General features: G+C 43.8%; 19 protein-coding genes and 1 riboswitch. Of the genes, 15 read left to right on the forward strand and 4 right to left on the reverse strand.

Features of this window, described 5'->3' with window-relative positions:
• Positions 1-291: 291 nt before the first annotated feature.
• Together metH and H9649_RS03620 are read right to left on the reverse strand one after the other, a co-directional pair.
• The gene (metH, locus tag H9649_RS03615; protein ID WP_191693370.1) at positions 292-3,729 is read right to left on the reverse strand and encodes a methionine synthase; all 3,438 of its coding nucleotides are present in this window, start codon (positions 3,727-3,729) and stop codon (positions 292-294) included.
• Positions 3,722-5,569, reverse strand: a complete 1,848-nt coding sequence (locus H9649_RS03620) for a bifunctional homocysteine S-methyltransferase/methylenetetrahydrofolate reductase (protein ID WP_191693371.1) — start codon at positions 5,567-5,569, stop codon at positions 3,722-3,724. Before H9649_RS03620 ends, metH begins: the two co-directional genes overlap by 8 nt.
• Before the next feature lie 96 nt (positions 5,570-5,665).
• A riboswitch (SAM riboswitch) is annotated at positions 5,666-5,768 on the reverse strand.
• 438 nt (positions 5,769-6,206) lie between these two features.
• Here H9649_RS03620 and H9649_RS03625 point away from each other — a divergent pair.
• The 3 genes from H9649_RS03625 (at position 6,207) to H9649_RS03635 (ending at position 9,621) form a co-directional block, all read left to right on the forward strand.
• Complete coding sequence (locus H9649_RS03625) at positions 6,207-6,809, forward strand: biotin transporter BioY (protein ID WP_225229655.1); 603 nt, start codon at positions 6,207-6,209, stop codon at positions 6,807-6,809.
• Positions 6,806-7,810: a biotin synthase BioB gene (gene bioB, locus H9649_RS03630; protein WP_191693372.1), complete on the forward strand. Its 1,005-nt coding sequence runs from the start codon at positions 6,806-6,808 to the stop codon at positions 7,808-7,810. The genes H9649_RS03625 and bioB overlap by 4 nt, the downstream gene beginning before the upstream one ends.
• Before the next feature lie 131 nt (positions 7,811-7,941).
• Positions 7,942-9,621, forward strand: a complete 1,680-nt coding sequence (locus tag H9649_RS03635; RefSeq protein ID WP_191693373.1) for a hypothetical protein — start codon at positions 7,942-7,944, stop codon at positions 9,619-9,621.
• Positions 9,622-9,654: 33 nt separating this feature from the next.
• Here the strand turns inward: H9649_RS03635 and H9649_RS03640 are convergent, their stop codons facing one another.
• Positions 9,655-11,178, reverse strand: coding sequence for an AbgT family transporter (locus H9649_RS03640; RefSeq protein WP_191693374.1), 1,524 nt, complete (start codon positions 11,176-11,178; stop codon positions 9,655-9,657).
• A 354-nt stretch (positions 11,179-11,532) separates the two neighbouring features.
• Here H9649_RS03640 and H9649_RS03645 point away from each other — a divergent pair, with 354 nt between their 5' ends.
• The 4 genes from H9649_RS03645 (at position 11,533) to H9649_RS03660 (ending at position 14,026) form a co-directional block, all read left to right on the forward strand.
• Complete coding sequence (locus H9649_RS03645; protein WP_191693375.1) at positions 11,533-12,219, forward strand: DUF1361 domain-containing protein; 687 nt, start codon at positions 11,533-11,535, stop codon at positions 12,217-12,219.
• 64 nt (positions 12,220-12,283) lie between these two features.
• Positions 12,284-12,688, forward strand: coding sequence for a hypothetical protein (locus H9649_RS03650; protein ID WP_191693376.1), 405 nt, complete (start codon positions 12,284-12,286; stop codon positions 12,686-12,688).
• A 381-nt stretch (positions 12,689-13,069) separates the two neighbouring features.
• Positions 13,070-13,429 (forward strand): hypothetical protein, encoded by a 360-nt coding sequence (locus H9649_RS03655; protein WP_191693377.1) that lies wholly within the window; start codon positions 13,070-13,072, stop codon positions 13,427-13,429.
• Between the two features lie 87 nt (positions 13,430-13,516).
• Complete coding sequence (locus H9649_RS03660; protein ID WP_191693636.1) at positions 13,517-14,026, forward strand: nucleoside deaminase; 510 nt, start codon at positions 13,517-13,519, stop codon at positions 14,024-14,026.
• Positions 14,027-14,357: 331 nt separating this feature from the next.
• On the opposite strand, the gene H9649_RS03665 is transcribed toward H9649_RS03660, so the two are convergent.
• Positions 14,358-14,942, reverse strand: a complete 585-nt coding sequence (locus tag H9649_RS03665) for a GNAT family N-acetyltransferase (protein ID WP_191693378.1) — start codon at positions 14,940-14,942, stop codon at positions 14,358-14,360.
• A gap of 337 nt (positions 14,943-15,279) precedes the next feature.
• Between H9649_RS03665 and H9649_RS03670 the strand changes: the two genes are divergently transcribed.
• The 8 genes from H9649_RS03670 (at position 15,280) to ispF (ending at position 23,941) form a co-directional block, all read left to right on the forward strand.
• Positions 15,280-15,750, forward strand: coding sequence for a CtsR family transcriptional regulator (locus H9649_RS03670; protein ID WP_191693379.1), 471 nt, complete (start codon positions 15,280-15,282; stop codon positions 15,748-15,750).
• A 27-nt stretch (positions 15,751-15,777) separates the two neighbouring features.
• Positions 15,778-16,341, forward strand: a complete 564-nt coding sequence (locus tag H9649_RS03675) for a UvrB/UvrC motif-containing protein (RefSeq protein ID WP_191693380.1) — start codon at positions 15,778-15,780, stop codon at positions 16,339-16,341.
• Entirely contained in the window at positions 16,331-17,413 is a 1,083-nt protein-coding gene (locus H9649_RS03680; protein WP_191693381.1) for a protein arginine kinase, read from the forward strand. The genes H9649_RS03675 and H9649_RS03680 overlap by 11 nt, the downstream gene beginning before the upstream one ends.
• 177 nt (positions 17,414-17,590) lie before the next feature.
• Positions 17,591-20,038 (forward strand): ATP-dependent Clp protease ATP-binding subunit, encoded by a 2,448-nt coding sequence (locus H9649_RS03685; RefSeq protein WP_225229672.1) that lies wholly within the window; start codon positions 17,591-17,593, stop codon positions 20,036-20,038.
• A 71-nt stretch (positions 20,039-20,109) separates the two neighbouring features.
• Complete coding sequence (gene radA, locus H9649_RS03690; RefSeq protein ID WP_191693382.1) at positions 20,110-21,480, forward strand: DNA repair protein RadA; 1,371 nt, start codon at positions 20,110-20,112, stop codon at positions 21,478-21,480.
• A 150-nt stretch (positions 21,481-21,630) separates the two neighbouring features.
• Positions 21,631-22,743 carry a PIN/TRAM domain-containing protein gene (locus H9649_RS03695; protein ID WP_191693383.1) on the forward strand — a complete coding sequence of 371 codons (1,113 nt, stop codon included), beginning with the start codon at positions 21,631-21,633 and terminating at the stop codon, positions 22,741-22,743.
• Positions 22,744-22,760: 17 nt separating this feature from the next.
• Complete coding sequence (ispD, locus tag H9649_RS03700) at positions 22,761-23,456, forward strand: 2-C-methyl-D-erythritol 4-phosphate cytidylyltransferase (protein WP_191693384.1); 696 nt, start codon at positions 22,761-22,763, stop codon at positions 23,454-23,456.
• Positions 23,456-23,941: a 2-C-methyl-D-erythritol 2,4-cyclodiphosphate synthase gene (gene ispF / locus H9649_RS03705; protein ID WP_191693385.1), complete on the forward strand. Its 486-nt coding sequence runs from the start codon at positions 23,456-23,458 to the stop codon at positions 23,939-23,941. The genes ispD and ispF overlap by 1 nt, the downstream gene beginning before the upstream one ends.
• Positions 23,942-23,953 lie beyond the last annotated feature (12 nt).

The raw sequence follows: 23,953 nt of genomic DNA on the forward strand, positions 1-23,953 counted from the left end.
TACCGAGTATAAGTATATGATTTGATAGGCAATGGAAAACATGAATAGGGAATTTACACAATACTATGGACTTGACTCGTAACCGTCGTCCACGCGCCCATAACCGCCTCGCCCGCGCCCGTAACCTCGCTTCACGCGCCCATAAACGTCGTCTCCGCGCCCGTAACCCCGCCGCCCGCGCTCGTAAACGATGCCGCCGCGCCCATAAACACACCATCCGGCCCGCAACCGACACACCAACCCACAAAAAAGCCGCCTCCCACAATCAGGAGACGACCTACAACCAATCAATCAAACAACATTAAAATATCTCGCATCCGGATGCGCAAACACGATAGCAGACACCGATGCTTCCGGTTCCATCATAAACTCCTCCGTCAAATGAACACCAATATCTTCAGGCTTCAACAATCCGAACAACTTCGCCTGATCCTCAAGATTCGGACACGCTGGATAGCCGAACGAAAAACGCTGACCTTGGTACTTCGCCGCAAACCGGTCGCGCATTGTGAAATCGGTCGCATCGGGGAAGCCCCACTGATCACGGATTTCCTGATGCACACGCTCTGCAAATCCTTCCGCCAACTCAAGCGCAGTCGCCTGAAATGCGTGACTTTCCAAAAACTTACCTTGCGCTTTCAAATCAGCCGCATAAGCTCGTACACCATGGCCTGCTGTCACTTGCATCAAAGCAATATAATCCATCTCACCACTTTGTACCGTCTTCAAGAAATCTGCAAGACATAAGAACGGCTCTTCACTTTGACGTGGAAATGTAAACCGTTCAATTTCCGTCTTCGAATCAGCAGGATCATACACGACAACATCATCGCCATCCGCTTGAGCGGGGAAGAACTGATACAAGCCTGAAGCCGTCATCTTATCGGAATTCAAGAACCCCGTCACCATTTCATGCAGCTGAAGTGCACGCTCTTCACGATTTTCAAGCATCTTATCGACATTGCCTCGCAATCCGAGATGATGGCCGATCAATGTCCGCATATTCACATATGGGTGTAAATGGGACACCGAATAATCCTTCATCACCCGGCGGCGCAAATCACTTGGCACATACACGGGAGCATCTTCACGAACCGTCTTCACAGGCTTCGGCAACACAGCGACCGCCGTATCACGCGTCGCACGCACAGCTTCAGATTCCATCCGTTTTTCCTGCTTCTCCGAAATCTCGAGCAACAACGCCTCCTTGTCACCACTTTGCAACCGATTCGCAAGATCCAATCCTTGCATCGCATCCTTCGCAAAAATAACCGGTCCGTCATATTCAGGCGCAATCTTCGTCTCTGTAAACCTACGCGTCAACGCAGCCCCACCAACCATGATCGGTATATTGATACCTGCTGCCTTGAAATCCTGCGCGGTAATAACCATCTGCTGCGCTGATTTAACTAGCAAACCCGACAACCCGATAATATCCGGTTTCTCCTTACGAATGACATCAATCAGCGTCGCGGGCGTCACTTTAATCCCGATATCGACAACACGGAAACCGTTATTACTCAAAATGATTTCAACTAAATTCTTCCCGATATCATGCACGTCACCTTTGACCGTCGCGAGCACCATCTTCCCTTTACCCGTATCATTTTCATCCTTCTCCATAAACTGCTCGAGGAAACTCACCGACGCTTTCATCACTTCAGCACTTTGCAATACTTCCGCAACAATTAACTTATTATCATTGAACAACTTTCCAACTTCAGACATTCCGACCATCAAAGGCCCGTTAATCACATCCAGCGGCGTATCATACATTTCGAGAGCTGCTTCAAGGTCAGGAATCAATCCTTCCTTCGTCCCCTCCACTACATAATAAGCAAGACGCTCAGGAACCGTCTTCGGAATATCATCCTCAGTCTTTTCCTTCTTCTTATCACGATAGAAATCAGCAAAATCAGCAAGCGTCTGATCCGTCGTCGTAAATAATAAATCATTCGCAAGCTTAATTTCCGCCTCAGGAATAGAAGCGTACCGTTCCAATTTCTCTGTGTTGACAATCGCGTAATCGAGGCCTGCTTGAGTGCAGTGATATAAATACACCGCGTTCAACACCTCGCGACCAACAGGAGGCAATCCGAATGACACGTTACTGACACCGAGTGTTGTCAAAGCCAATGGCATTTTCTCCTTGATCAACCGGATGCCTTCAATCGTTTCGACCGCGGAACCGATATATTGTGCATCACCTGTTCCGACAGGGAATACAAGTGGATCGAAAATAATATCTTCCGGTGCAAGTCCCCATTTATTCACTAATAAATCATACGAACGTTCCGCAATTTCAAGCTTCCGTTCACGAGTGACCGCCATGCCGATTTCGTCAATCGTACCGACGACGACAGCCGCACCGAACTTTTTAACGAGCGGCATAACCGCATCAAACCGCTCTTCACCATCTTCCAAGTTGATGGAGTTGATGATTGCTTTCCCTTGAGAAAATTTTAATGCTTCTTCAATGACGTTTTCGTCTGTCGAGTCGATGACGAGAGGAACTTTCACTTTTTTTACAACTTCTTGCATGAACCGCTTCATATCTTCTAGCTCATCACGGTCCGGATTTGCCAGACAGATGTCAAGGACATGCGCACCACCACGAACTTGAGCACGTGCAATTTCAGATGCTTCTTCGAACTTTTCATCGACAATCAGCCGCTTGAACTTTCTGGAACCGATGACGTTCGTTCGTTCACCAATCAACAGTGGACGCATTGATGGATCGTACATTAAAGGTTCAATTCCAGAAATACTGTGTTCATGTACACTTTCGGGCTTCTGGCGAGGGGAGAGTCCATCAACCGCTTCACGCAATACGCGGATATGTTCAGGTGTCGTCCCGCAACAGCCGCCAACCATGTTCAACCAGCCTTTATCGGCAAAACCTTTCAATTTCAGCGATAAAGACTCAGGTGATTCATGATAATGGCCTTCTTCGTCAGGCAATCCGGCGTTCGGATAACACGTAACATAACTCGTCGCAAGTTCCGATAAAGAGCGTAAGTGATCCGTCATAAATTCAGGCCCTGTCGCACAGTTCAATCCGACTGACAAGGGATTAATATGTTCAATGGAAATGTAGAACGCTTCAATACTTTGTCCAGCAAGCGTTGTTCCCATCGGTTCAATCGTGCCTGAAATCATGATTGGCAGTTCAATACCTGTCTCTTCGAATGCTCGTTTTATGCCAAGTGTTCCCGCTTTGACGTTGAGCATATCCTGACTCGTTTCCATGAGCAGTAAATCGGCACCCCCTTCAATCAATGCTTTCGCTTGCACATAGAAGTCTTCCGAAAGCTTATCGAACGTAATGCCCCCTGTGACGGAAAGCGTCTTCGTTGTTGGTCCGATTGCACCGGCGACGAAACGCGGCCACTCCGCAGTCGAGAATTCGACAGCACACTTTTTCGCGATTTCCACAGCGCTTTTATTAATTTCTTCAGCGCGGTGTCCGAGGCTAAATTCATCCAGAACAAGAGGGGTGCCTCCAAAAGTGTTCGTGCATATGATGTCCGATCCTGCTTCTAAGTAGCCTCGATGGATCTTCTCAAGAATGTCAGGACGTAAAATGTTCAAGTATTCGTTACAGCCATCGTATTCCTCTCCACCAAAATCTTCAGTAGATAGGTCTTCCGCTTGGAGCATCGTGCCCATAGCCCCATCTAAGATGAGTATTCTTTTTTGGAGCTGTTCTTCAATAATGTGTTTAGGCATGGACAATGTTCCTCTCTTTCTCTGCGTCGAGTTCTTTAATATGTTGAACGAGTTCAAGCGACATATCATAGCGCAAGAACGGGGTAATAATATAAATGCCGTTGAATAGCTCTGCTGCTGTGTCAATCAGTTCCTTTGCAATTTGAATGCCTTCTTTCGTCGCTTTATCACGGTCATCGCCACACGCCGCCATTCGAGCCAGCACTTCCTCGGATAATTTGATGCCCGGCACTTCGTGATGGAGGAATTCGGCATTCCGGATATTTGTAAGAGGCATGATGCCAAGGAATATTGGCGTATTCAAATGCTTTGTCGCTTCGTATATGTCGACGATTTTCTCTTTTGTATAGACCGGTTGGGTAATGAAATAATCCGCCCCGCATTCGATTTTCTTCTCGAGTCGTTGCACAGCACGGTCAAGGACACGGACATTCGGATTGAATGCTGCTGCTACAGAGAACTTCGCCTTTTTACGTAAAGGTTTCCCTGTGAATGAAATCCCTTCATTCAACTGCTTGATGAGTTGCAGCAACTCCATGCTGGATACGTCATACACACTAGTCGCACCAGGGAAATCACCGACTTTTGTCGGGTCTCCTGTGACTGCCAAAATGTCATGGATACCGAGTGCATCCAGCCCCATCAGATGGGATTGAAGTCCGATTAGATTATGATCACGGCAAGTGAGATGCACGAGCGGACGTACATTATGCTGCTGTTTCATGATCGCGCCCATCGCCATATTGCTAATGCGCGGTGAAGCGAGTGAGTTATCCGCCATCGTCACCGCGTCGACACCTGCGTCGTATAATTGGTTTGCACCGATGAAATACTGTTCTGTTTCCAAATGTCTCGGCGTATCAAGTTCGACGATGACTGTGCGTGCAGTTTTCGCTTTTTCGTGAATTGGTTCGTATTTCGCTGGATCTGCTTCTCGTATGACAATCGGTTTTTGTGGTGTAACGATCTTTTTTGTAATCGGTGCAAGCCCACTTAAATGCTTTTTTACAGCTGCGATATGTTGCGGAGTCGTTCCACAACATCCGCCGATAAGACGAACACCTTCTGCGCGGAGCAGTGCAGCAGCACGACCGAAATACTCCGCTTCGGATACATAGACGATCCGGCCGTCTTCCACATCGAGCAGGCTAGCATTTGGAGCGGCCGATAGGAATGCACGCTCAGGTAATGTCACTTTTTCAAAAGCTTGAATCGTATGATAAGGGCCCAATCTGCAGTTGACGCCGACGACATCTGCACCGATTGTTTCAAGTTCATGTAACGCATCATTCAACAGCATCCCGTTTTTTAACACCCCGGGTTCATCCATTGAAACTTGTGCAATGATCGGTCGTTCCGTCATTGCGCGTAGTTCTTTCACAACAGCAGATAGCTCTTCGAAATCATAGTACGTTTCAAGCAACAGACCATCAGGATCGCCTGTCAACAATGAATTTGCCTGTTCGCGCACAATAGCAAGGACTTCCGGAATCGTTGCATCGCTTTTCCGGATGCCTCGTAAGCCGCCAATTGTTCCGAGTACGTATTGATTGCCCGGTGCAGCTGCGCGTTTGGCAATTTTAATTGCCGCTTCATTGAATTCTTTCACGCGGTCTTCCATGCCGTAGCGTGCAAGTTTGAACGCATTTGCACTATATGTGTTCGTCTGGATAATGTCTGCTCCAGCTGCTATGTAATCAAGATGAATCTTTTCAATGATATCGGGTTTTTCCACATTCAATTCTTCGTAGCAAAAGTCAATTCCATGCGAATAAAGTACAGTCCCCATTGCACCGTCCGCCACCAATACATTGTTCTTCAAGTTTTCTAGTAAGTTCATTATAAAATCATCCCTTTCCCCATTATGTGAGAGTTATAAGAAAATAGAAAAAAGCCTTCTCGAAAGAAGGCTTTGAAAATGCGATGGCTCGCTACCTCCTTATCTACCAGGTTTACACCTGCTGGAATTAGCACCTGACCATAAATGGCTGGTTGCTGAAGCGTCGACGGGCCAGTCCCTCGGCTTCTCTTGATAAGAAAATGATATTCAGTTGTTTGAATAATTTAACACATCATACCGCGAATAAGTTGTTCCGTCAACAGTTGGTTGAAATATGATAGAATGAGCATATGAATATGAGTGGAAGGTGAATACAGTGAGAATTTTTAAGTTTTCGGTTCCCATCGCGCTTCTCGTAGCGGGGATATCTTGGTATATGCTCAACTTGAACTTCCAGGAAGTGCCGGGTATGACCCGTATCTATATAACGCTTGGGGCTGCGGTTCTGAGTGGCATATTAGCTTACTTTCTATTTCCCAAAAGTGAAGACAAACAATAGTGTATGAAGTGCATCGACGGCGAATTTCTGCTGTCGTTTTTTTGTTGTGTTTTGTGTTAACCTTAAAAAATATACGGTTGACACATTTCGTTTAAACTTTTATCCTTATAGATATAAATTAAATCTAAGAGGTGCGTTATGACAACAGCAACAGCAAAACCAAAACAAAAAAGTGCAATGAGCGCGTTAAGTCTCGTCTACTGCGGAATGTTCGCAGCACTCATGATGATTGGCGCAAATATTACATCATTCGTTCCATTCCTAGTAGTAGGAGGCGTTCCAATTACTTTGCAGGCATTCTTTGCAGTACTTGCAGGACTTCTGCTAGGAAGCCGTCTAGGCCCAATTGCTATTACTGTTTATGTTGTAGTCGGTCTTGCAGGAGCTCCCGTATTCGCGAAATTCCAAGGAGGATTCAGCGCGATTCTACTACCGACTTTCGGATTTATTGTATCGTTCATCCTCGTCGCATATGTTGTCGGGAAGATCGTTGAAAAGAACGGCAGTATAGGAAGTTACGTTATTGCAGGACTTGTCGGTATGACGATTAATTACCTTATCGGTACGAATTGGATGTATTTCGCTTACAAGTTTTGGGCCAATGCACCTGATGTATTTACGTATAAGATTGCATGGGCTTGGATGGTTCCACCATTACCGAAAGATATTATCCTATCGATATTGGCAGGAATCTTCGGTCATAGAATGTATAAAGTGTTGAAAGTGAGGCGGGCGCATTGACGATCTATGGGGAATGGTCAGATCGTGTACTTGCTGGAGGAACGTTGACGGACGAAGAGGGACTCGCGATTTTGAATAGTCCTGATACAGACCTACTGCAACTTCTGCATGCATCATACAAAATTCGCAATTATTATTTTGGCAATAAAGTGAAACTCAATATGATTATTAATACAAAATCAGGATTATGCCCTGAAAACTGTGGCTACTGTGCACAGTCAATCGTCTCAAAAGCACCAATTGAAAAGTATGCGATGATGAAAAAAGAAGAAATCATCGAAGGTGCTGATCGCGCCGTCGCTGTGAATGCTGGAACGTATTGCATCGTTGCAAGTGGACGTGGACCCGTCAACCGGGAGCTTGAAATCGTTATCGATTCAGTAAAAGCGATCAAAGCAAAACATCAAGACATGACTGTTTGTGCATGCCTTGGCATCTTGAAGCCTGAGCAAGCAAAACGCTTGAAAGAAGCGGGTGTGGATCGCTATAACCACAACATCAACACATCCGCTGCGCACCATGAAAGCATTACGACGTCACACACATACGACGATCGAGTGAACACGGTCAACCACGCCAAAGAAGCGGGAATCTCGCCATGCTCTGGTGTCATTATCGGTATGCGTGAAACGAAAGAAGACGTCATCGCAATGGCGCGTAGCCTACATGCAATGGATGCAGATTCAATACCGGTCAACTTCTTGCATGCGGTGGATGGGACACCGCTTGAAGGGACAAACGAATTGACCCCGCTTTACTGCTTGAAAGTATTGTGCCTGTTCCGCTACATCAACCCGACGAAAGAAATTAGGATTTCGGGCGGGCGTGAAGTGAATTTACGGTCTCTTCAGCCACTTGGATTATATCCGGCGAACTCGATTTTCATCGGCGATTATTTGACAACTGCAGGTCAAGAAGGCGATCGCGATCGTCAAATGCTCGAGGATATGGGCTTTGAAATCGATTTAGAACCGCTCAATAAGGAAGCTGTCGTTAATTAACAATTTGATGTGAACTGTCTGCATGGTGGAGATCACCTAGTAGACAGTTTTTCTGTATGGAATGAAACGGATGGCGTATTCATACGTATACTTATAGGTGAACGGAATCTTTAATGGAAAAGAGTGAACGTATGATTAATCTATTACTATTTTCAATCGTCGCAGGTATTGTATCTGCGATTATCATTGTTCCCATCACATTTGTGTCAAAGGAAACGGAGAAACCGACTTTCAACCGGATTACAGCGCTTGCGGCTACAACAGTCCTCATTGCTGTCATCACATTCGGCATTTATTATTTAACTAATCTTGATCGCAATTGGACGTCAGCGTGGGCGTTGTTACTGGTTGTGACGATTATTGGAGTCGTGTTTGCCACAGGGAAGGAACGTACCATGAAAATGGTCCTCCTGCTAGTCTCATTGGCAGGAAGTGTATTCATATTGAGTGCGCCGCTTTTCAACGCCGACAAGAAATACGAAGCAGTCGAGATGGACCAGCAAGTAGAAATCAAGGCGTTCGACGAAACGAAAACACCGGCTAGTGTCCCACCGAAGTTCGCTCGGAATAAAATGAAGAAAGCATTCGGACAAGTGCCGAATACGAGCTATTACGAGCTTGGTCATTTGCAAACTCAAAAAGTGAATGACAAATTTGTCTATATTGCGCCCGTCGAGTTTTCAGGTTTATTCAAGTGGTGGAATGGCAAGACGACACCGGGTTATTTTACGATGAGTGCGACGGACTCCGCGGATAATCCCAAGTTCGTGAAGACGGAAATGGCCTATACGCCATCCTCGTTCTTCCATAAACAAGTGGAGCGACATATGCGCATGGAATTCCCTGAACTGATCTTTTATGGAGATGTGCAGTTGGAAATTGATGATGACGGGCATCCGCATTATATCCGCTCTTACGGAAAGTTCATCACGGCAAGGAATGGTTTTGACGTACAAGGGATTGTCATAGTCGATCCTGAAACAGGGGAAGTCGATCAATTCGCGTTAGCGGACATTCCTGATTACATCGACGGTGCCGTCTCGCCTGAAGCAGTCAGCCTTCAAAACAGCTACTTCGGGAATTATATCCACGGTTTCTGGAATTCAGTCGTCGGTAAAAAAGACGTGAAATTGCCGTCTGATGAAGGCACAGAATCGAATGTCAGTCCCGTATTCGATGAGAACGGGCATATGTTTTACTTCACAGACTTTACAAGTCCGAAAGAGGAAGTCGACTCGATGCTCGGCTACGCATTAACGGATGGACGCACTGGCGAAGCAACCTATTACACGGGCAATCTAGAAGAATCCTACATGGATTCCCAAGGTGCGCTCCAAATTATCGAGAAGAAATTCATTGAGAAGAAGTGGTCGGGTGAAATGCCTGTCCTCTACAACTTCTACGGCGAAGCAAGCTGGTTGACGCCAGTGCTAGACTCAAACGGATTCTTGCAAAACTACTTCATCGTCTCGGCAGCGAACCCTGAGATCTCTGTTTTTGCAAACTCACCTAACGAAGCGTTAAGACTATACAAAACGGCTTTACAACGCGGCGGTAGCTCTGTCGATGGTAGTTCCGGCGCAGTAGAAGAGAAAACCGTGGCAACAGTCTCAAGGGTATACAAAGAACGAGCAGGCGATTTCACGATCGTTTCAATCCTTGCGGAAGACGGAAAGAACTACATCGTCTCAACTGAAGCAGTTCCACTCGCCATTTATATTGAAGAAGGTGATCGGTTAGCCATCACGTACTTTGCAACAGGCGAACTGTTCCTGCCAGTGAAGGAACTGAAGAATAGTACGATTGAATGAAAGAAGGGTGCCCCCTAATCGGAGCACCCTTTTTCATTTATTCAAGAATAATTCGCCTTGAGGTCCTAGAGGAATGCCGAGCAAGTACCATACTGCGAATAGAATGATCCACATGATGGCGAAGGCAATTGAATAAGGCAGTAGGGAAGTCATGAATGTACCTATTCCGATTTTCGGATCGTATTTCTTCGCGAATGTCAGTGCAATGGCGAAGTATGCAAGCATCGGTGTAATTGGATTCGTTATGGAATCCCCGATTCGATACGCTGCTTGTGTCAATGCTGGACTATACCCCATAATCATGAACATCGGCACGAACACGGGAGCGAGAATTGCCCATTTAGCGGACGAGCTGGCAACAAGGAAGTTAATGAGTGCTGCAACTATGATGAAACCGATAAATAGCGGTAGACCTTTTAAACCCAATGCTTCAAGCGTTTCAGCCCCTTTAATGGCTACGATAGGACCTAGATTACTCCAGTTGAAGTAAGCAATCATTTGTGCGGCAACAAAAGCGATGACGATATACATGCCCATACCAGACATGGCCTTCGCCAAATGATCTGCAAAATCCTTTGAATTATTTACTGTCTTGACGATTTTTCCATAAATTATAGAAGGAACAAGGAACAATATCATCATCAATGGCACAAGGCTATCCATGAGTGGAGATGTCGTCAAACTGCCTGTTTCAGGATGACGTAATAGCGCCCCTTCTGGAATTGATAGGGCTAATACTGTACCGATGATGAGTACAACGGAAAGTGCGGCCCATAAAAAGCCTTTTTTTTCAACAGCTGAAACTGGTTCTAGTTCCTCGGTAATCCCGTGATATTTACCAAGTCTGGGTTCAACAATCTTGGTCGTAACAAACACGGCGACAGGGACTAAAACTAAAGCGGATACTGCTAAAAAGTAATAGTTCATCCCAGGGTTCCCTGAGTAAGTAGGGTCGTAAATATGTGCACCGATTTCTGTGAACCCGTATACAAGCGGATCCAAAACGTTAATAATCAAATTTGCTGAAAATCCTCCAGCGACAGAAGCATATGCTGCGGCAAGGCCGGCAATCGGGTGTCTGCCGAGGGCAATGAAAATCATCGCGACAATCGGAGGTAATACTACCATCGCTGCATCAGCCGCCGCATTTCCTAAAATTGCAACAAGCACGATTGTAGGCAAAATAATCTTTTTTGGTGCGTTTAATATTGTTGTCTTCATCACAGTTGCGATTAAACCGGTAGACTCTGCAAGCCCTACCCCTAACATGACGACAAGAACGAGGCCAAGAGGTGGGAAACTAGTAAAGTTTTTCACTAAGTTAGTTAAAATCATAATTAGGCCAGCACCATTTAATAAGTTGACAACCTTTACTTCATCACCTGTGCCAGGGTTTATAGCTGTTGTTCCAAGTGCTCCGAAAATAGCGGAGCAAACTAAAATTAGACCAGCAATATAGACGAAAAGCATGACTGGATCGGGCAACTTATTCCCGTACTTTTCAATGAAATCTAGAAATCTGTTAAAAACCCCTTTTTTGCGTGTTTTTGCTTCCAATCCCCATTCCCCCTTCTTAAAAAGACTTCTTCCTAGTAACGTATTAAATTATAATTATGATTATACCATGTATTTAGATAAATAAAATAACTAACTTGGTTAGTAAGGATTACATACTAAAGATTTGAAAGGAATTACCTGATAAATGAGCTAATCATATGAAAACCTTTACTTGGCCTAAGGGTTTTCTCTTTTTTTATGGAAATGAATCATGAATAACAAAACACCGTTCCAATGCATGCAACCTTTCTTTGCAAAATAAGTCTGATTAATCAATGATTGCTCGATTCGTCAAGGGAAAATAGAACAATTAAGAGCTAGTTTGTCGGATTGAATCACCTATGGGGGGTAGCCATGCAAAAATTAATCGAGAACTATAAAGGATTACTGCTTTTCATGTTTGTGTATTGGGTTGTCTGTTTTGTCATGCTATTTAAGGAATCAAATTTCCTATATTTCATGTTGCCTTGGAATACCTTTTTAGCACTATTGCCTTTGGTTTTCATTATGAAAGCAGAAATGGCGATCAGGCAGAGAAAGGTTGGTTGGCCAGCTTTTTGGATCATTCTCTGGTTGCTCTTCTTCCCAAATTCGGTTTATGTGATAACTGATTTCATTCACATAACAAACGATAAATTCTTGTGGCTTGTAGAGGTTGAGCCCTTTTCTTCGGATGCTAGGGTTGCATACAGTCACGAGATTATGGTGTGGGCAAAGCTGTTTGTTATTGGAGCGGGCTTCCTTTTCGCTCTATTGGCTGGGCTTGAGTCCGTCTATAAATTAGAACGGCTCAGCAGAAAGAAGTATTCTACTATTATCTGTTTTTCAGGATTGGCAATGCTTTCTTTACTTACAGGACTAGGCGTGTATATCGGACGATTTTTACGTTTCAATAGCTGGGATATCCTTGCCAACCCGATTCAACTAGTTAGACAAGTTCTCGGAATTGATGCATTTGCAGTTCAGTTCATAGCTGTTTTTGCGTGTTTTGTCTTTGGCGGTTATGTGCTCTATAGGACGCTTAGAAAAAGTGCCGATTAAATAAAAGGGCCAAATTAAACGAATGACGTTGGAGAATTTCATTTATAAAGTAGGAGGTGAAGCGATGTTTAAAGTTATCATTTTAATTCTTTTTTTAATTTCGATGTACCTACTTCTTTTAAAAGAAAAGCGGGTTGTCAGAGTTTTACTGATTCTTTACTTTACTTTGTTATCGGTCCTATTTTTAACCGGAATCTCTAAAATTACGGAGAAGTATCATCTGTATCAGGGACCTGTTCCTGATGAGGGATTTCGAGTCTTGGGTGACTGGGTAGGAACGTTTTCATATTTCTTCATTATCCCGGTGTTTGTTGTCGTCTCCTGTGTAACGTTTAAATTGGCGAAACGAATAATTCAAAACAATAGAGTACGTATTGTTGTTTATCTATTGTGGCTGATGTTCCTCCTGGCAGTCAGTTTTATTTCCTTTTTTATCTTTACGCTGATTTTTTATGGTTTTGCCCCTTGATGAATTCAGGGGAATCTGTTGTAGAGAAACAACACAAGTTTGATTAAGTGCATGTGTATGATCAATGTTTTTGTTTTCATCAACGTTCAATTACTTATGGTCGGAGTTGCACAGCCCGACTCCATCGGAATTAAAAGTATTGAAATGTTTCCAGTTATTAAAGAAGAGTTGTGACTTAAATTGGGGCGATTGCAAGCCCTCCGGAAAGTGTAAGGCTGGAACGTAGATCAACGTTTGTAAGATTATATTATGTCTTGTAATACTAAAGACTTTGTACAACATAAGGAGGCGTTTGCGGGATAAAAGTTTTGTACGGATTCAGTGATTGGGTCAAAATGTATTGAAGTAAAAATAACTAGGTTTGGTCGGAAGGATTATGGTATGAAGACACATCATTTGATATATGTAGCCTTTATATGGGTAGTACCTATTCTACTTTCCTGGCATGCCTTTAGAAAAATGAATGAAAAGGAACGCCAAGAAATCATAATAGGAATTAAACACCCTTTATTTATTTTAAGTATTCTCCCACTTATTATCGGGTTTCTTGTATTTTTGACTGGTTCAGTTTTTGCATTAGGATCAAGGATAATGCAAAATTTCGGAATTAGTTTAGTGTTTTTTGGATGGTTCGTGTTGTGGGTAGTAAACTTGATGAAAAAAAACGAAAGTGTAACAAAAAGTCTTTCTATGATTGTTGTAGGCATATTCGGCGTTATCGTTTATATATATCTGTTTTAAGCAATCGGGTGCGTTGCGGGATAAGTATTGTGCCTCAATCGGGCCATTTTATTTAGGGAAATACAGAATGTGTGGAGGTTGTTTATTATAAATACCGATCAAGATAGATACTTTTTAGAGTTGGCTCTTGATGAAGCAGAAAAGGCATTGAATGAGAATACCTATCCAGTTGGGGCTATTATAGTTGATGAAAAAGGAAATATAATTGCAAAAGGACGCAATAAGGTACATCCCCAACAAGATGCAACTGCTCACGCCGAAATTGATGCTATTCGTAATGCTGGGGAATCAATATTTAATGCTAAAATTAATGGTGAAAAGTTTACAATATATTCTTCATTGGAACCTTGTCCAATGTGTACTGGTGGAATTCTGTTTGCCAAAATAAAAAAGGTTGTTTGGCTACTAAATGACGATGTAGGTTTTGGTGGTTACAAAAAAATCAAAGATGCAAAAGTCTTTGATAGGAAGTTCAGTGAAATTGAAGCTATTGAAGAACCTTATGATGATTTAAAGAAAAGACAAATGGAATTAATGGGTAAATGGTCAGCAAATCCTAATAATGTTACTAACTTACGGAAGGCTGTTATTCTATAATAGGGTGCGATTGTGTGATAATTTCTAAGCCGACACTTAGTTAATCTTCGTTGCAGCCGGCGACTCTGGGAGGATCAGCGAAAGCCGTAACGAAGAACGGCTTTTGCGAGACAAAGCGTTAGCTTTTCGAGCATATCTTTGCAATTGCATTGAGACCCTGGACGTAGCGGAGCGAAGGAAGCGGCACAAGCCTCGCCCTCCAGAACGCGTCCGGCTGCAACGCAGATTAACGTGTTTAATCCTATTCCAGATTCAGGCGCGTTAAATGAATAAAGGTATAAAAACAGGCAGCCCCCAAAAAATTGGGGGCTGCCTGTTTGCTTCTTCTATATTATTTACTAACCTCAAAGGCTTTTAAGATATTCTCCTTGTCTTCCTTATCGAAAAACAATACTTTATCAGCTGGGTCGTATTGATCGCCGTAAAATGTCTCATCCTTATACGTATGGAATTCCTCATACGTTGTCTTCATTGCTTCGTAAACGGATACTTCATCTGCATCCGTCGGCGACCAGAACAGGATCTCCATCTCATTATGCTCGCCAGTTGCGAGCGATCTGCGACGATATCCGATTTTACTTGCATGGTGGAAATGCTCGCGCGCGTAAAACTTCAAACGTTTCTCGCTGTCCGTATCTTCATAATCAATTGGCTCGACTTCTAAAATAATCGGTTTCCCTTTCGCCTTCAATGAATCCAGAAGCTTACGTCCAAGTCCCGCACCACGTGATTGCGCTGAAACAAATAGATAATCGATGAAGACGAACGTTTCAGTCTCAACAAACATAAGGACATGATGTGGGCCTTCTTCTTTTAAATAGACATTTTTCTTGTCTTTAAGAAGCGCGTCCATATGCTCCTTTGACTTCATTTCTTCAATTGGGAAATACTCACTAAGTTTGTCATACCAGTTCATGTTGAAAATTCTCCTCCATAGGTATCTGTGTACCGGGAGCTTTTTGTTTGGGGATTGTAAAAGAGAGTGAATCCAAAAGGACAGATTGCTTCAGGCGTAGAAAGACGATTGTTTGCCTCAATCGAATCCATCCATCCTTTTGAACGCAACTCTGTGAAGAGGAAAAAAGAGGTCAGAAAAAAATCCTCAACTACTCACTTACCCTTTATCCAAAATTCTTAAACCTTTTTGAATCAAAAATTGCTTTTTCGTTGCAACCATCCCATTTTTTCATGTACAATTAAGTCAAAGATAGTCAAAGTCAATGACTTATCACCAAGCAGAAAGAGGTGAGAACATGCGAAACATTTCTGACATTATTGAAGGATATTTGAAGGCCATTATCGAAAAGGAAGATAGCGGAACTATTGAAATAAAACGTAGCGAAGTGGCAGAGAAGTTTTCATGCGTCCCTTCACAGATTAACTATGTCATTAATACTCGTTTTACAGTGGAACGCGGTTATGCAGTTGAATCTAAACGGGGAGGCGGAGGATATATCCGCATTTATCGTGTTCAAACAAACTCCTCTAAAGAGTTGATCGAGCATATTATTGGAGGTATCCAGCAAGGCGCATCGAATACGATGGCTGAAGATATCGTCCTTAGATTACTTGAAGAGGATGCAATTACGGAACGCGAAGCCCGCATTATTATGGCGGCAGTCGACCGAACGACATTGCAATATCCATTACCAGAACGAGATGTTATGCGAGCGCGAATTTTGCAGGCGATCCTCATGACACTCATATATACAGAAATGAAATAGAATCCGATATCGATGAGGTGACAGACGATGATTTGTGACAATTGTAAAGAACGGCAAGCTTCCGTAATTTTGACACAAGAGAATGAAGGCGTGAAGACAGAGCGTCATTTATGCGAAAAATGTGCATTCCAATCTCAGATGTTTCATTTAGATCCAAGTCAGGAACCGTTGTCTATTCAACAGTTCTTATCCCATTGGTTTGGTGGAATTGATTCCATGCAGTCATTGCAACAATCGAAGGAAGGGATACCTGAAGGTCCAACATGTCCTGATTGCGGGTTAACATTTAAAAGGTTTCTCGATATCGGTAAATTTGGCTGTCCAACTTGCTACAGTACGTTTAAAGAACGATTGCCGAGAATTTTTAGCAAATTGCATAACGGACATATGTCTCATACCGGAAAGATTCCGGTTTCATTCAACGAGTTGTTTGCTGTGAAAAAGAAAATTGAAGAGATCAGGGCGGACATGCAAGAAGCGATACAGGCAGAACGTTTCGAAGATGCCGCGTTACTGCGCGACGAAGTGAAAGCGTTGAAGTCAAGGTTAGCGACTTGCCAAGATGGAGGTGGAGATGCTGATGTCAATTAATAAATTCATGAAAGGCTCAGTTGCTGGATGGATGAAGGCAAGTGGAGAGCATGCAGATATCGTCATGTCCACAAGAATACGTCTAGCGCGCAATTTGAGAGGACATCTATTCCCGATAGCGTCTAATCCGGAAGATGCGAACCAAGTGGATGAAGTAGTTAAGGAAGTACTGCTTAATTCTGGAGAAAAAGGGTATGAATATATGAGAATGTCCGATGTTCCTTTGCTTGATCGTCAAATACTTGTGGAAAAGCATTTGATTAGCCCGCAATTGACTGATTCGAAACGTAATGGAGCTGTCATTCTCTCGGAAGATGAAACGGTTAGTCTCATGATCAATGAAGAAGACCATATTCGTATACAGTGCATTTATCCTGGATTTCAGCTGGAAAACGCCTACGAGCATGCAGATTCGGTTGATAATGAGCTCGAAGACAAACTTCCTTATGCCTTTGATGAGGAGTTTGGCTATTTGACAAGTTGCCCATCCAATACAGGGACGGGTATGCGGGCATCGGTCATGATGCATTTGCCTGCATTGACGATTACGAAGCAAATTGATCGTATCATTCCAGCCGTCACGCGTCTTGGAATGGTTGTCAGAGGAAGTTATGGCGAAGGAAGCGAAGCGCTCGGCAATATTTATCAAATTTCGAATCAGACGACATTAGGTAAAACGGAAAAGGAAATTTTAGCTGACCTTAAAAACGTGGCGTTACGGCTCATCGCACATGAAAGGCGATCCCGTGAAGTGTTGCTGGCAAAGTCCAAAATTGCGCTCGAAAACAAACTGTTCAGGTCACTTGGCATCATCAAGTATGCACGATTACTCCCATCTGGCGAAGCGGCTCGATGTCTGTCAGATGTCCGTCTTGGTATTGATCTCGAAATCATACAAGACATCGACATGTCCATCTTGAATGAACTGATGATTTTCATGCAACCAGGTTTCTTGCAGCAATATGCTAGAACGGAATTGACCGCTGAAGAGCGGGACATTTTCCGCGCGGATCTGTTCCGGGAGCGATTGAGTGTAAACCAGGTATCTGAAAGAGAAGATAGTGGAGAGTGAGCAACAATTTTGCGTGTCGCTCTTCTTTTAATTATACTTAAGTCAAAGATAGTCAAAGTCAATTTCTTGACGAAGGGTTGCTAGTCGATTTATTTGAATAGAGTAAAAGAGATTAGTATTCCACACTTTCGGGGGTGGAGAATAATATAGACGTTAAATAGAAGGAGTGGAATGGATATGATGTTCAATCGGTTTACACAACGTGCACAAAAAGTTTTGCAATTAGCGCAAGAAGAAGCGATTCGTATGAAACACGAATCGATCGGTACAGAACATATCTTGCTTGGACTCATACGTGAAGGTGGCGGCATTGCGGCGAAGGCATTGGAAGCAATTGACGTCAGTTTTGATACAATTGAAAAAGGTGTAGAAAGCCTTGTCGGTTCAGGTTCAAAGGAAGTCGGACCAATTGTTCACTATACACCGAGAGCGAAAAAAGTCATCGAGCTTTCTGTCGATGAATCGCGTAAATTGGGTCATTCCTATATTGGTACAGAGCATATTCTCCTCGCGCTGATTCGTGAAGGGGAAGGCGTTGCTGCACGCGTGCTGAACAATGCAGGTGTCAGCTTAAACCGTGCAAGACAGCAAGTCCTTCAATTGTTAGGAAGTAACGATGCCTCAGTTGGTTCGACAGGCACTTCTTCATCTGCCTCCACACCTACACTCGATAGTCTAGCGCGTGATTTGACAGAAGTGGCACGTGAAGGTTCGCTCGATCCGGTTATCGGAAGAGGTAAAGAAATTACAAGAGTCATTGAAGTATTAGCGCGACGTACGAAAAACAACCCTGTGCTGATCGGGGAGCCGGGTGTCGGTAAAACAGCTGTCGCAGAAGGTCTTGCGCTTCAGATTGTGAATAATGAAGTACCTGAAATCCTTCGTGATAAGCGTGTGATGACGTTGGATATGGGGACGGTTGTAGCTGGTACGAAATATCGCGGTGAGTTTGAAGACCGTATGAAGAAAGTGATGGAAGAAATCCGTCAAGCAGGCAATATCATTCTATTCATTGATGAATTGCATACATTAATCGGAGCGGGGGGAGCGGAAGGCGCAATCGATGCGTCGAACATTCTTAAGCCATCCCTCGCACGTGGCGAGTTGCAATGTATTGGTGCTACGACGTTAGATGAATACCGTAAGTATATCGAAAAGGATGCGGCACTTGAACGTCGTTTCCAACCGATACAAGTTGATGAACCGACTGTTGATGAAACGATTTTAATTATTAGAGGCTTACGTGATCGTTATGAAGCCCATCACCGTGTGAAAATAACGGATGAAGCAATCGATGCGGCGGCGAAAATGTCTGACCGCTATATTTCCGACAGATTCTTGCCGGATAAGGCGATTGATCTAATTGACGAAGCAGGATCGAAAGTGCGCTTGCGTTCGTATACAACACCACCGAATTTAAAAGAACTTGAGGCGAAACTTGAAGCGGTGCGTCATGAAAAGAATGCCGCGGTGCAAGCCCAGGAATTTGAAAAGGCGGCTTCATTCCGCGATAAAGAACAGAAAATGAAAGAAGAACTTGAAAGTACGAAGACAGAATGGAAAGAAAAGCAAGGCAAGAAGGAATCAGAAGTGACGGTCAATGATATTGCTGAAGTCGTGGCGATGTGGACAGGAGTTCCTGTTTCTAAAATTGCTGAGACAGAATCTGCGAAACTGTTGAACATGGAAGAACTGTTGCATGAGCGTGTTATTGGTCAAAGTGAAGCGGTGACAGCTATTTCAAGAGCAATCCGTCGAGCACGAGCGGGACTTAAAGATCCTAAACGTCCAATCGGTTCATTCATCTTCCTTGGACCAACGGGTGTCGGGAAGACGGAACTTGCAAGAGCGCTAGCTGAAGCGATGTTCGGTGATGAGGATGCGATGATTCGTATTGATATGTCTGAGTATATGGAGAAGCATGCGACATCTCGTCTTGTTGGTTCACCTCCGGGGTATGTAGGTTACGAAGAAGGCGGCCAGTTGACTGAGAAAGTTCGTAGAAAGCCGTATTCAGTCGTCTTATTGGATGAAATTGAAAAGGCGCATCCGGATGTTTTCAATATTCTCTTGCAAGTGTTAGAGGATGGCAGGTTGACTGATTCGAAAGGGCGAACAGTCGATTTCCGTAACACAGTCGTCATTATGACGTCGAACGTCGGTGCTGAAGCGTTGAAACAGAATCGCTATGTCGGATTCAATTTACAAGATGGCAAAAAAGATTACGAAGGTATGAAATCGAGTATGCTTGATTCATTGAAAAAAGCCTTCCGTCCTGAGTTCTTGAACCGTGTGGATGAAATGATTGTCTTCCATTCACTCGAGAAAGAACATTTGCAAAAGATTGTGTCACTTATGTCTAGTGAGCTGACAAAGCGCCTTGCAGAACAGGAAATTACACTAGATTTGACAGAGGCGGCGAAATTGAAAATCGCGGACGAAGGATATGATCCGGATTACGGAGCGCGTCCATTGCGTCGTGCATTGCAGAAACATATTGAAGATCGCTTATCTGAAGAATTGTTAAAAGGTACTGTATTGACAGGTGGTACCGTAATTGTTGATGTGGAAGATGACAAATTCGTCGTAAAGACTGAGCGCGAAGCAGTAGCGGAAAATCAATAAAAAGGATGGTCCTTCCGTAGAGTTCGCTATTCTACGGAATCGGGCCGTCTTTTTTTCTTATGGAGGGTGTTATGGCAAAACGGAAAACGAAATTCATGTGCAGAGATTGCGGATATGAATCGCCTAAATGGATGGGTAGATGCCCAGGTTGCGGCGAATGGAATACGATGGATGAAGAAGTTGAAATCGTCAGTAAAGGTCCGCGCGGCGCATTCCAACACACTGCGAATATCCAGCAGAAAGCAATGCCGATCAGCGCGATACAGACTGCAGAAGAACCACGTGTCAAAACAGAGTTGAAAGAACTGAACCGTGTACTTGGTGGAGGAATTGTTCCGGGGTCGCTGATTTTAATCGGTGGAGACCCGGGTATAGGTAAGTCAACATTGCTGTTGCAAGTGTCTTCTTTGCTGGCGAACCAAAACGAGAGAACATTGTACATATCGGGCGAGGAATCGATACGGCAGACGAAGTTGCGAGCTGAACGACTTGGTGTCGCTTCGGATGAATTGTATATTTATGCTGAAACCGATTTGGCGAAGATTCATGAAACGATAAACGATGTGAAACCGAAATTTGTCATTGCCGATTCAATTCAGACGATCCATCATCCGGAAGTTACATCGGCGCCTGGCAGTGTATCGCAAGTGAGGGAATGTACGGCAGAGTTAATGCGCATTGCGAAGACGCAAAACATAGCGATTTTCATTGTCGGACACGTAACGAAAGACGGACAAATTGCAGGTCCGAGACTTCTTGAGCATATGGTGGATACTGTTCTGTATTTTGAAGGAGAGCGTCATCATACGTATCGGATTTTGCGGAGTGTAAAAAACCGATTCGGTTCGACGAATGAAATTGCGATATTTGAAATGTTGCAATCCGGTTTGAAAGAAGTGTTGAATCCGTCTGAGTTATTTTTGCGGGAAAGGTCGCAAGGGGCAGCCGGTTCAACGGTCGTTGCGTCAATGGAAGGAACGAGGCCTATACTTGTTGAAATTCAAGCGCTCGTCACGCCTTCAAGTTTTAACTATCCAAAACGAATGGCAACCGGCCTAGACCAAAACCGCGTATCACTTCTCATGGCGGTCCTTGAAAAAAGGATGGGGATGTTACTGCAAGCACAAGATGCTTACATAAAAGTAGCAGGCGGTGTAAAGCTCGACGAACCGGCAATCGATTTGGCTGTCCTTGTTAGCATTGTATCCAGTTACCGTGACGCAGCGCCCGGAGTTACTGATTGCTTTATCGGCGAAGTTGGCTTAACTGGAGAAGTGCGCCGAGTTTCACGCATTGAACAACGAGTTATTGAAGCTTCGAAATTAGGATTTGAGCGAGCCATTATTCCAAGTTCCAACATCGGTGGTTGGGATTTCCCAGAAGGTATTAATGTTGTCGGTGTCGAAACGGTAAGTGAAGCGTTGAATTTAGCCTTTAAATAAACAAGAGGTAGTAAGCGACTGAGGTCGGAACTTTCACCGCCGGGATACAGTCCTATAAATGGGAATAAATTTCCCGGCATTGGATGGTTCGCAACTGCGTTAAATAGGGAAAACATGTATAGTTAGCATTATTGAATGGAGGTGTAAGGCATGTTGAGAAGAGTTGTACAGATTGGGTTACTGCTCGTCGGAGGGACGCTTGGCGTTTTATTCTTACCGTATTTATTCACTTTATCCACTTTTACTTCCCAGCCGATGATCGATAATCCTTATGTATCTGCAGTAGTAGGTGCATTGCTGTTGTTTGTGCTTGGTATTTTTATTGTAGATCCGATTGTGAATTTCATTAAATGGATGGAAGATTTATTGTTAAAAGCACCGATTTTCGACTTGCTGTTTGGAACAATTGGATTGGTTGTCGGATTGATAGTGGCGTTTCTTGTTAGTTATGGGTTAAGCAGTTTGCAGATTCCGTTCATCACATCGGTCCTATCGTTTCTGCCAGCAATTCTTTCGATTCTGCTCGGTTATCTCGGTTTTCAAGTAGGATTCAAGAAACGTGATGAACTTCTACGTTCAGTTATTTCGATGAGAACCCCTGCACCAAAGAAGAAAGACGGTAGTGAAATCATCGTTCAATCGGATTCAAAGCTGAACAAAATTCTAGATACGAGTGTCATTATTGACGGCCGCATAGCGGATATCGCTTCAACCGGTTTTCTCGAAGGGGTTCTCGTAGTCCCACAGTTCGTTTTGACCGAACTACAACATATCGCTGATTCCTCTGATTCCTTGAAAAGGACAAAAGGAAGACGTGGGTTAGATGTGCTAAAGCGTATGCAGACCGATGAAGGACCTAGTATTTTAATAACTGAAGAAGACTTTGCGGATGTCGCAGAAGTGGATTTGAAGTTAGTACGTCTAGCAAAAAGCATGAACGGTTTAGTTGTAACAAATGATTTTAATTTGAATAAGGTTGCTGCACTCCATGGTGTGCAAGTGCTAAATATTAATGATTTGGCGAATGCCGTGAAACCGGTTGTCATACCTGGAGAAGAGATGCATGTCGTCGTTATTAAAGATGGTAAAGAGCATAACCAAGGCATTGCTTATTTAGATGATGGCACGATGATTGTCATTGAAGAAGGTAGATCACATATCGGGAACCCAATTGACGTCGTTGTCACAAGTGTGTTGCAAACCTCTGCTGGTCGGATGATTTTTGCGAAGCCGAAAAATGGCAAGCCGACAAAAACGTCATAAGGAAGATGGGAACGGTTATGAAAAAGTATACAGTGTTAATTCCTGCAGCAGGAAGTGGTAGTCGAATGGGTGCCGGCTTTAATAAGTTGTTCCTTGAACTTGTCGACAAGCCGATTCTCATTCACACATTAGAAGTGTTTGAAAACGATCCATCGTGCGAAGGTATGATTTTGTCTGTGAAGGAAGAAGAACGATTAGACATTAGCCGGATGATTGCACAATTCGGGATAACGAAAGTGAAGATGCTTGTTGAAGGTGGAGCAGAGCGGCAACAAAGTGTTGCCGCTTGCATCCATGCACACCCATCAAATGGCATTATTCTTGTGCATGATGCTGCAAGGCCTTTCATTAGACATGAAGTAATCAGACAGCTTGTTGAAACGGCCGATGTACAAGGAGCAGCAATTGCCGGTGTGCGCGTGAAGGATACAATGAAAACGGCAAGTGATACTATTGTTGAGGGGACGATTGACCGTTCGACGTTGTGGTCGATTCAAACACCTCAAGCATTCCGCTATGAGGTTTTAAAAGAAGCATCAGATAAGGCGGAGGCAGATGGATTTCTTGGGACGGATGAGTCAATGATTGTTGAGCGACTCGGTTTCCCCGTCCATATTGTAGAGAGTGCGTATGACAATGTTAAAATGACGACAAAAGAGGACCTCCTGTTTGGTGAGGTTCTCTTGAAACATAGACGGCAGGAGGATGTATAATGATTCGTATAGGACAAGGGTTTGACGTTCATGAATTCGAGGTAGGTCGGCCACTTATAATAGGCGGCATAACAATTCCGCACGACAGAGGACTGACAGGGCATTCCGATGCTGACGTATTATTGCATACAATTACAGATGCAGCACTTGGTGCAATTGGCGAAGGGGATATCGGACGTCATTTTCCAGACACCGATGCTGCTTTCAAAGATGCAGATTCAGCAGTTTTGTTGGAAAAAGTATGGACGATTGTCGAATCGAAAGGTTATAAGTTAGGAAATGTCGATTGTACGATTATGGCGCAGAAGCCGAAGATGGCTCCCCATATTGAGACAATCCGTGCGCGTGTAGCGGAATTGCTGCAAGCAGATATCTCACAAGTGAATGTCAAAGCTACAACGACGGAGAAGCTTGGTTTTGTAGGCAGAGAGGAAGGAATTGCTTCTATGGCGACAATCCTTCTTCTGAAAGATGGAGAAATGTAATAATGGGAAGCC

Source organism: Sporosarcina quadrami, from assembly GCF_014836615.1.
Taxonomy (GTDB): domain Bacteria; phylum Bacillota; class Bacilli; order Bacillales_A; family Planococcaceae; genus Sporosarcina; species Sporosarcina quadrami.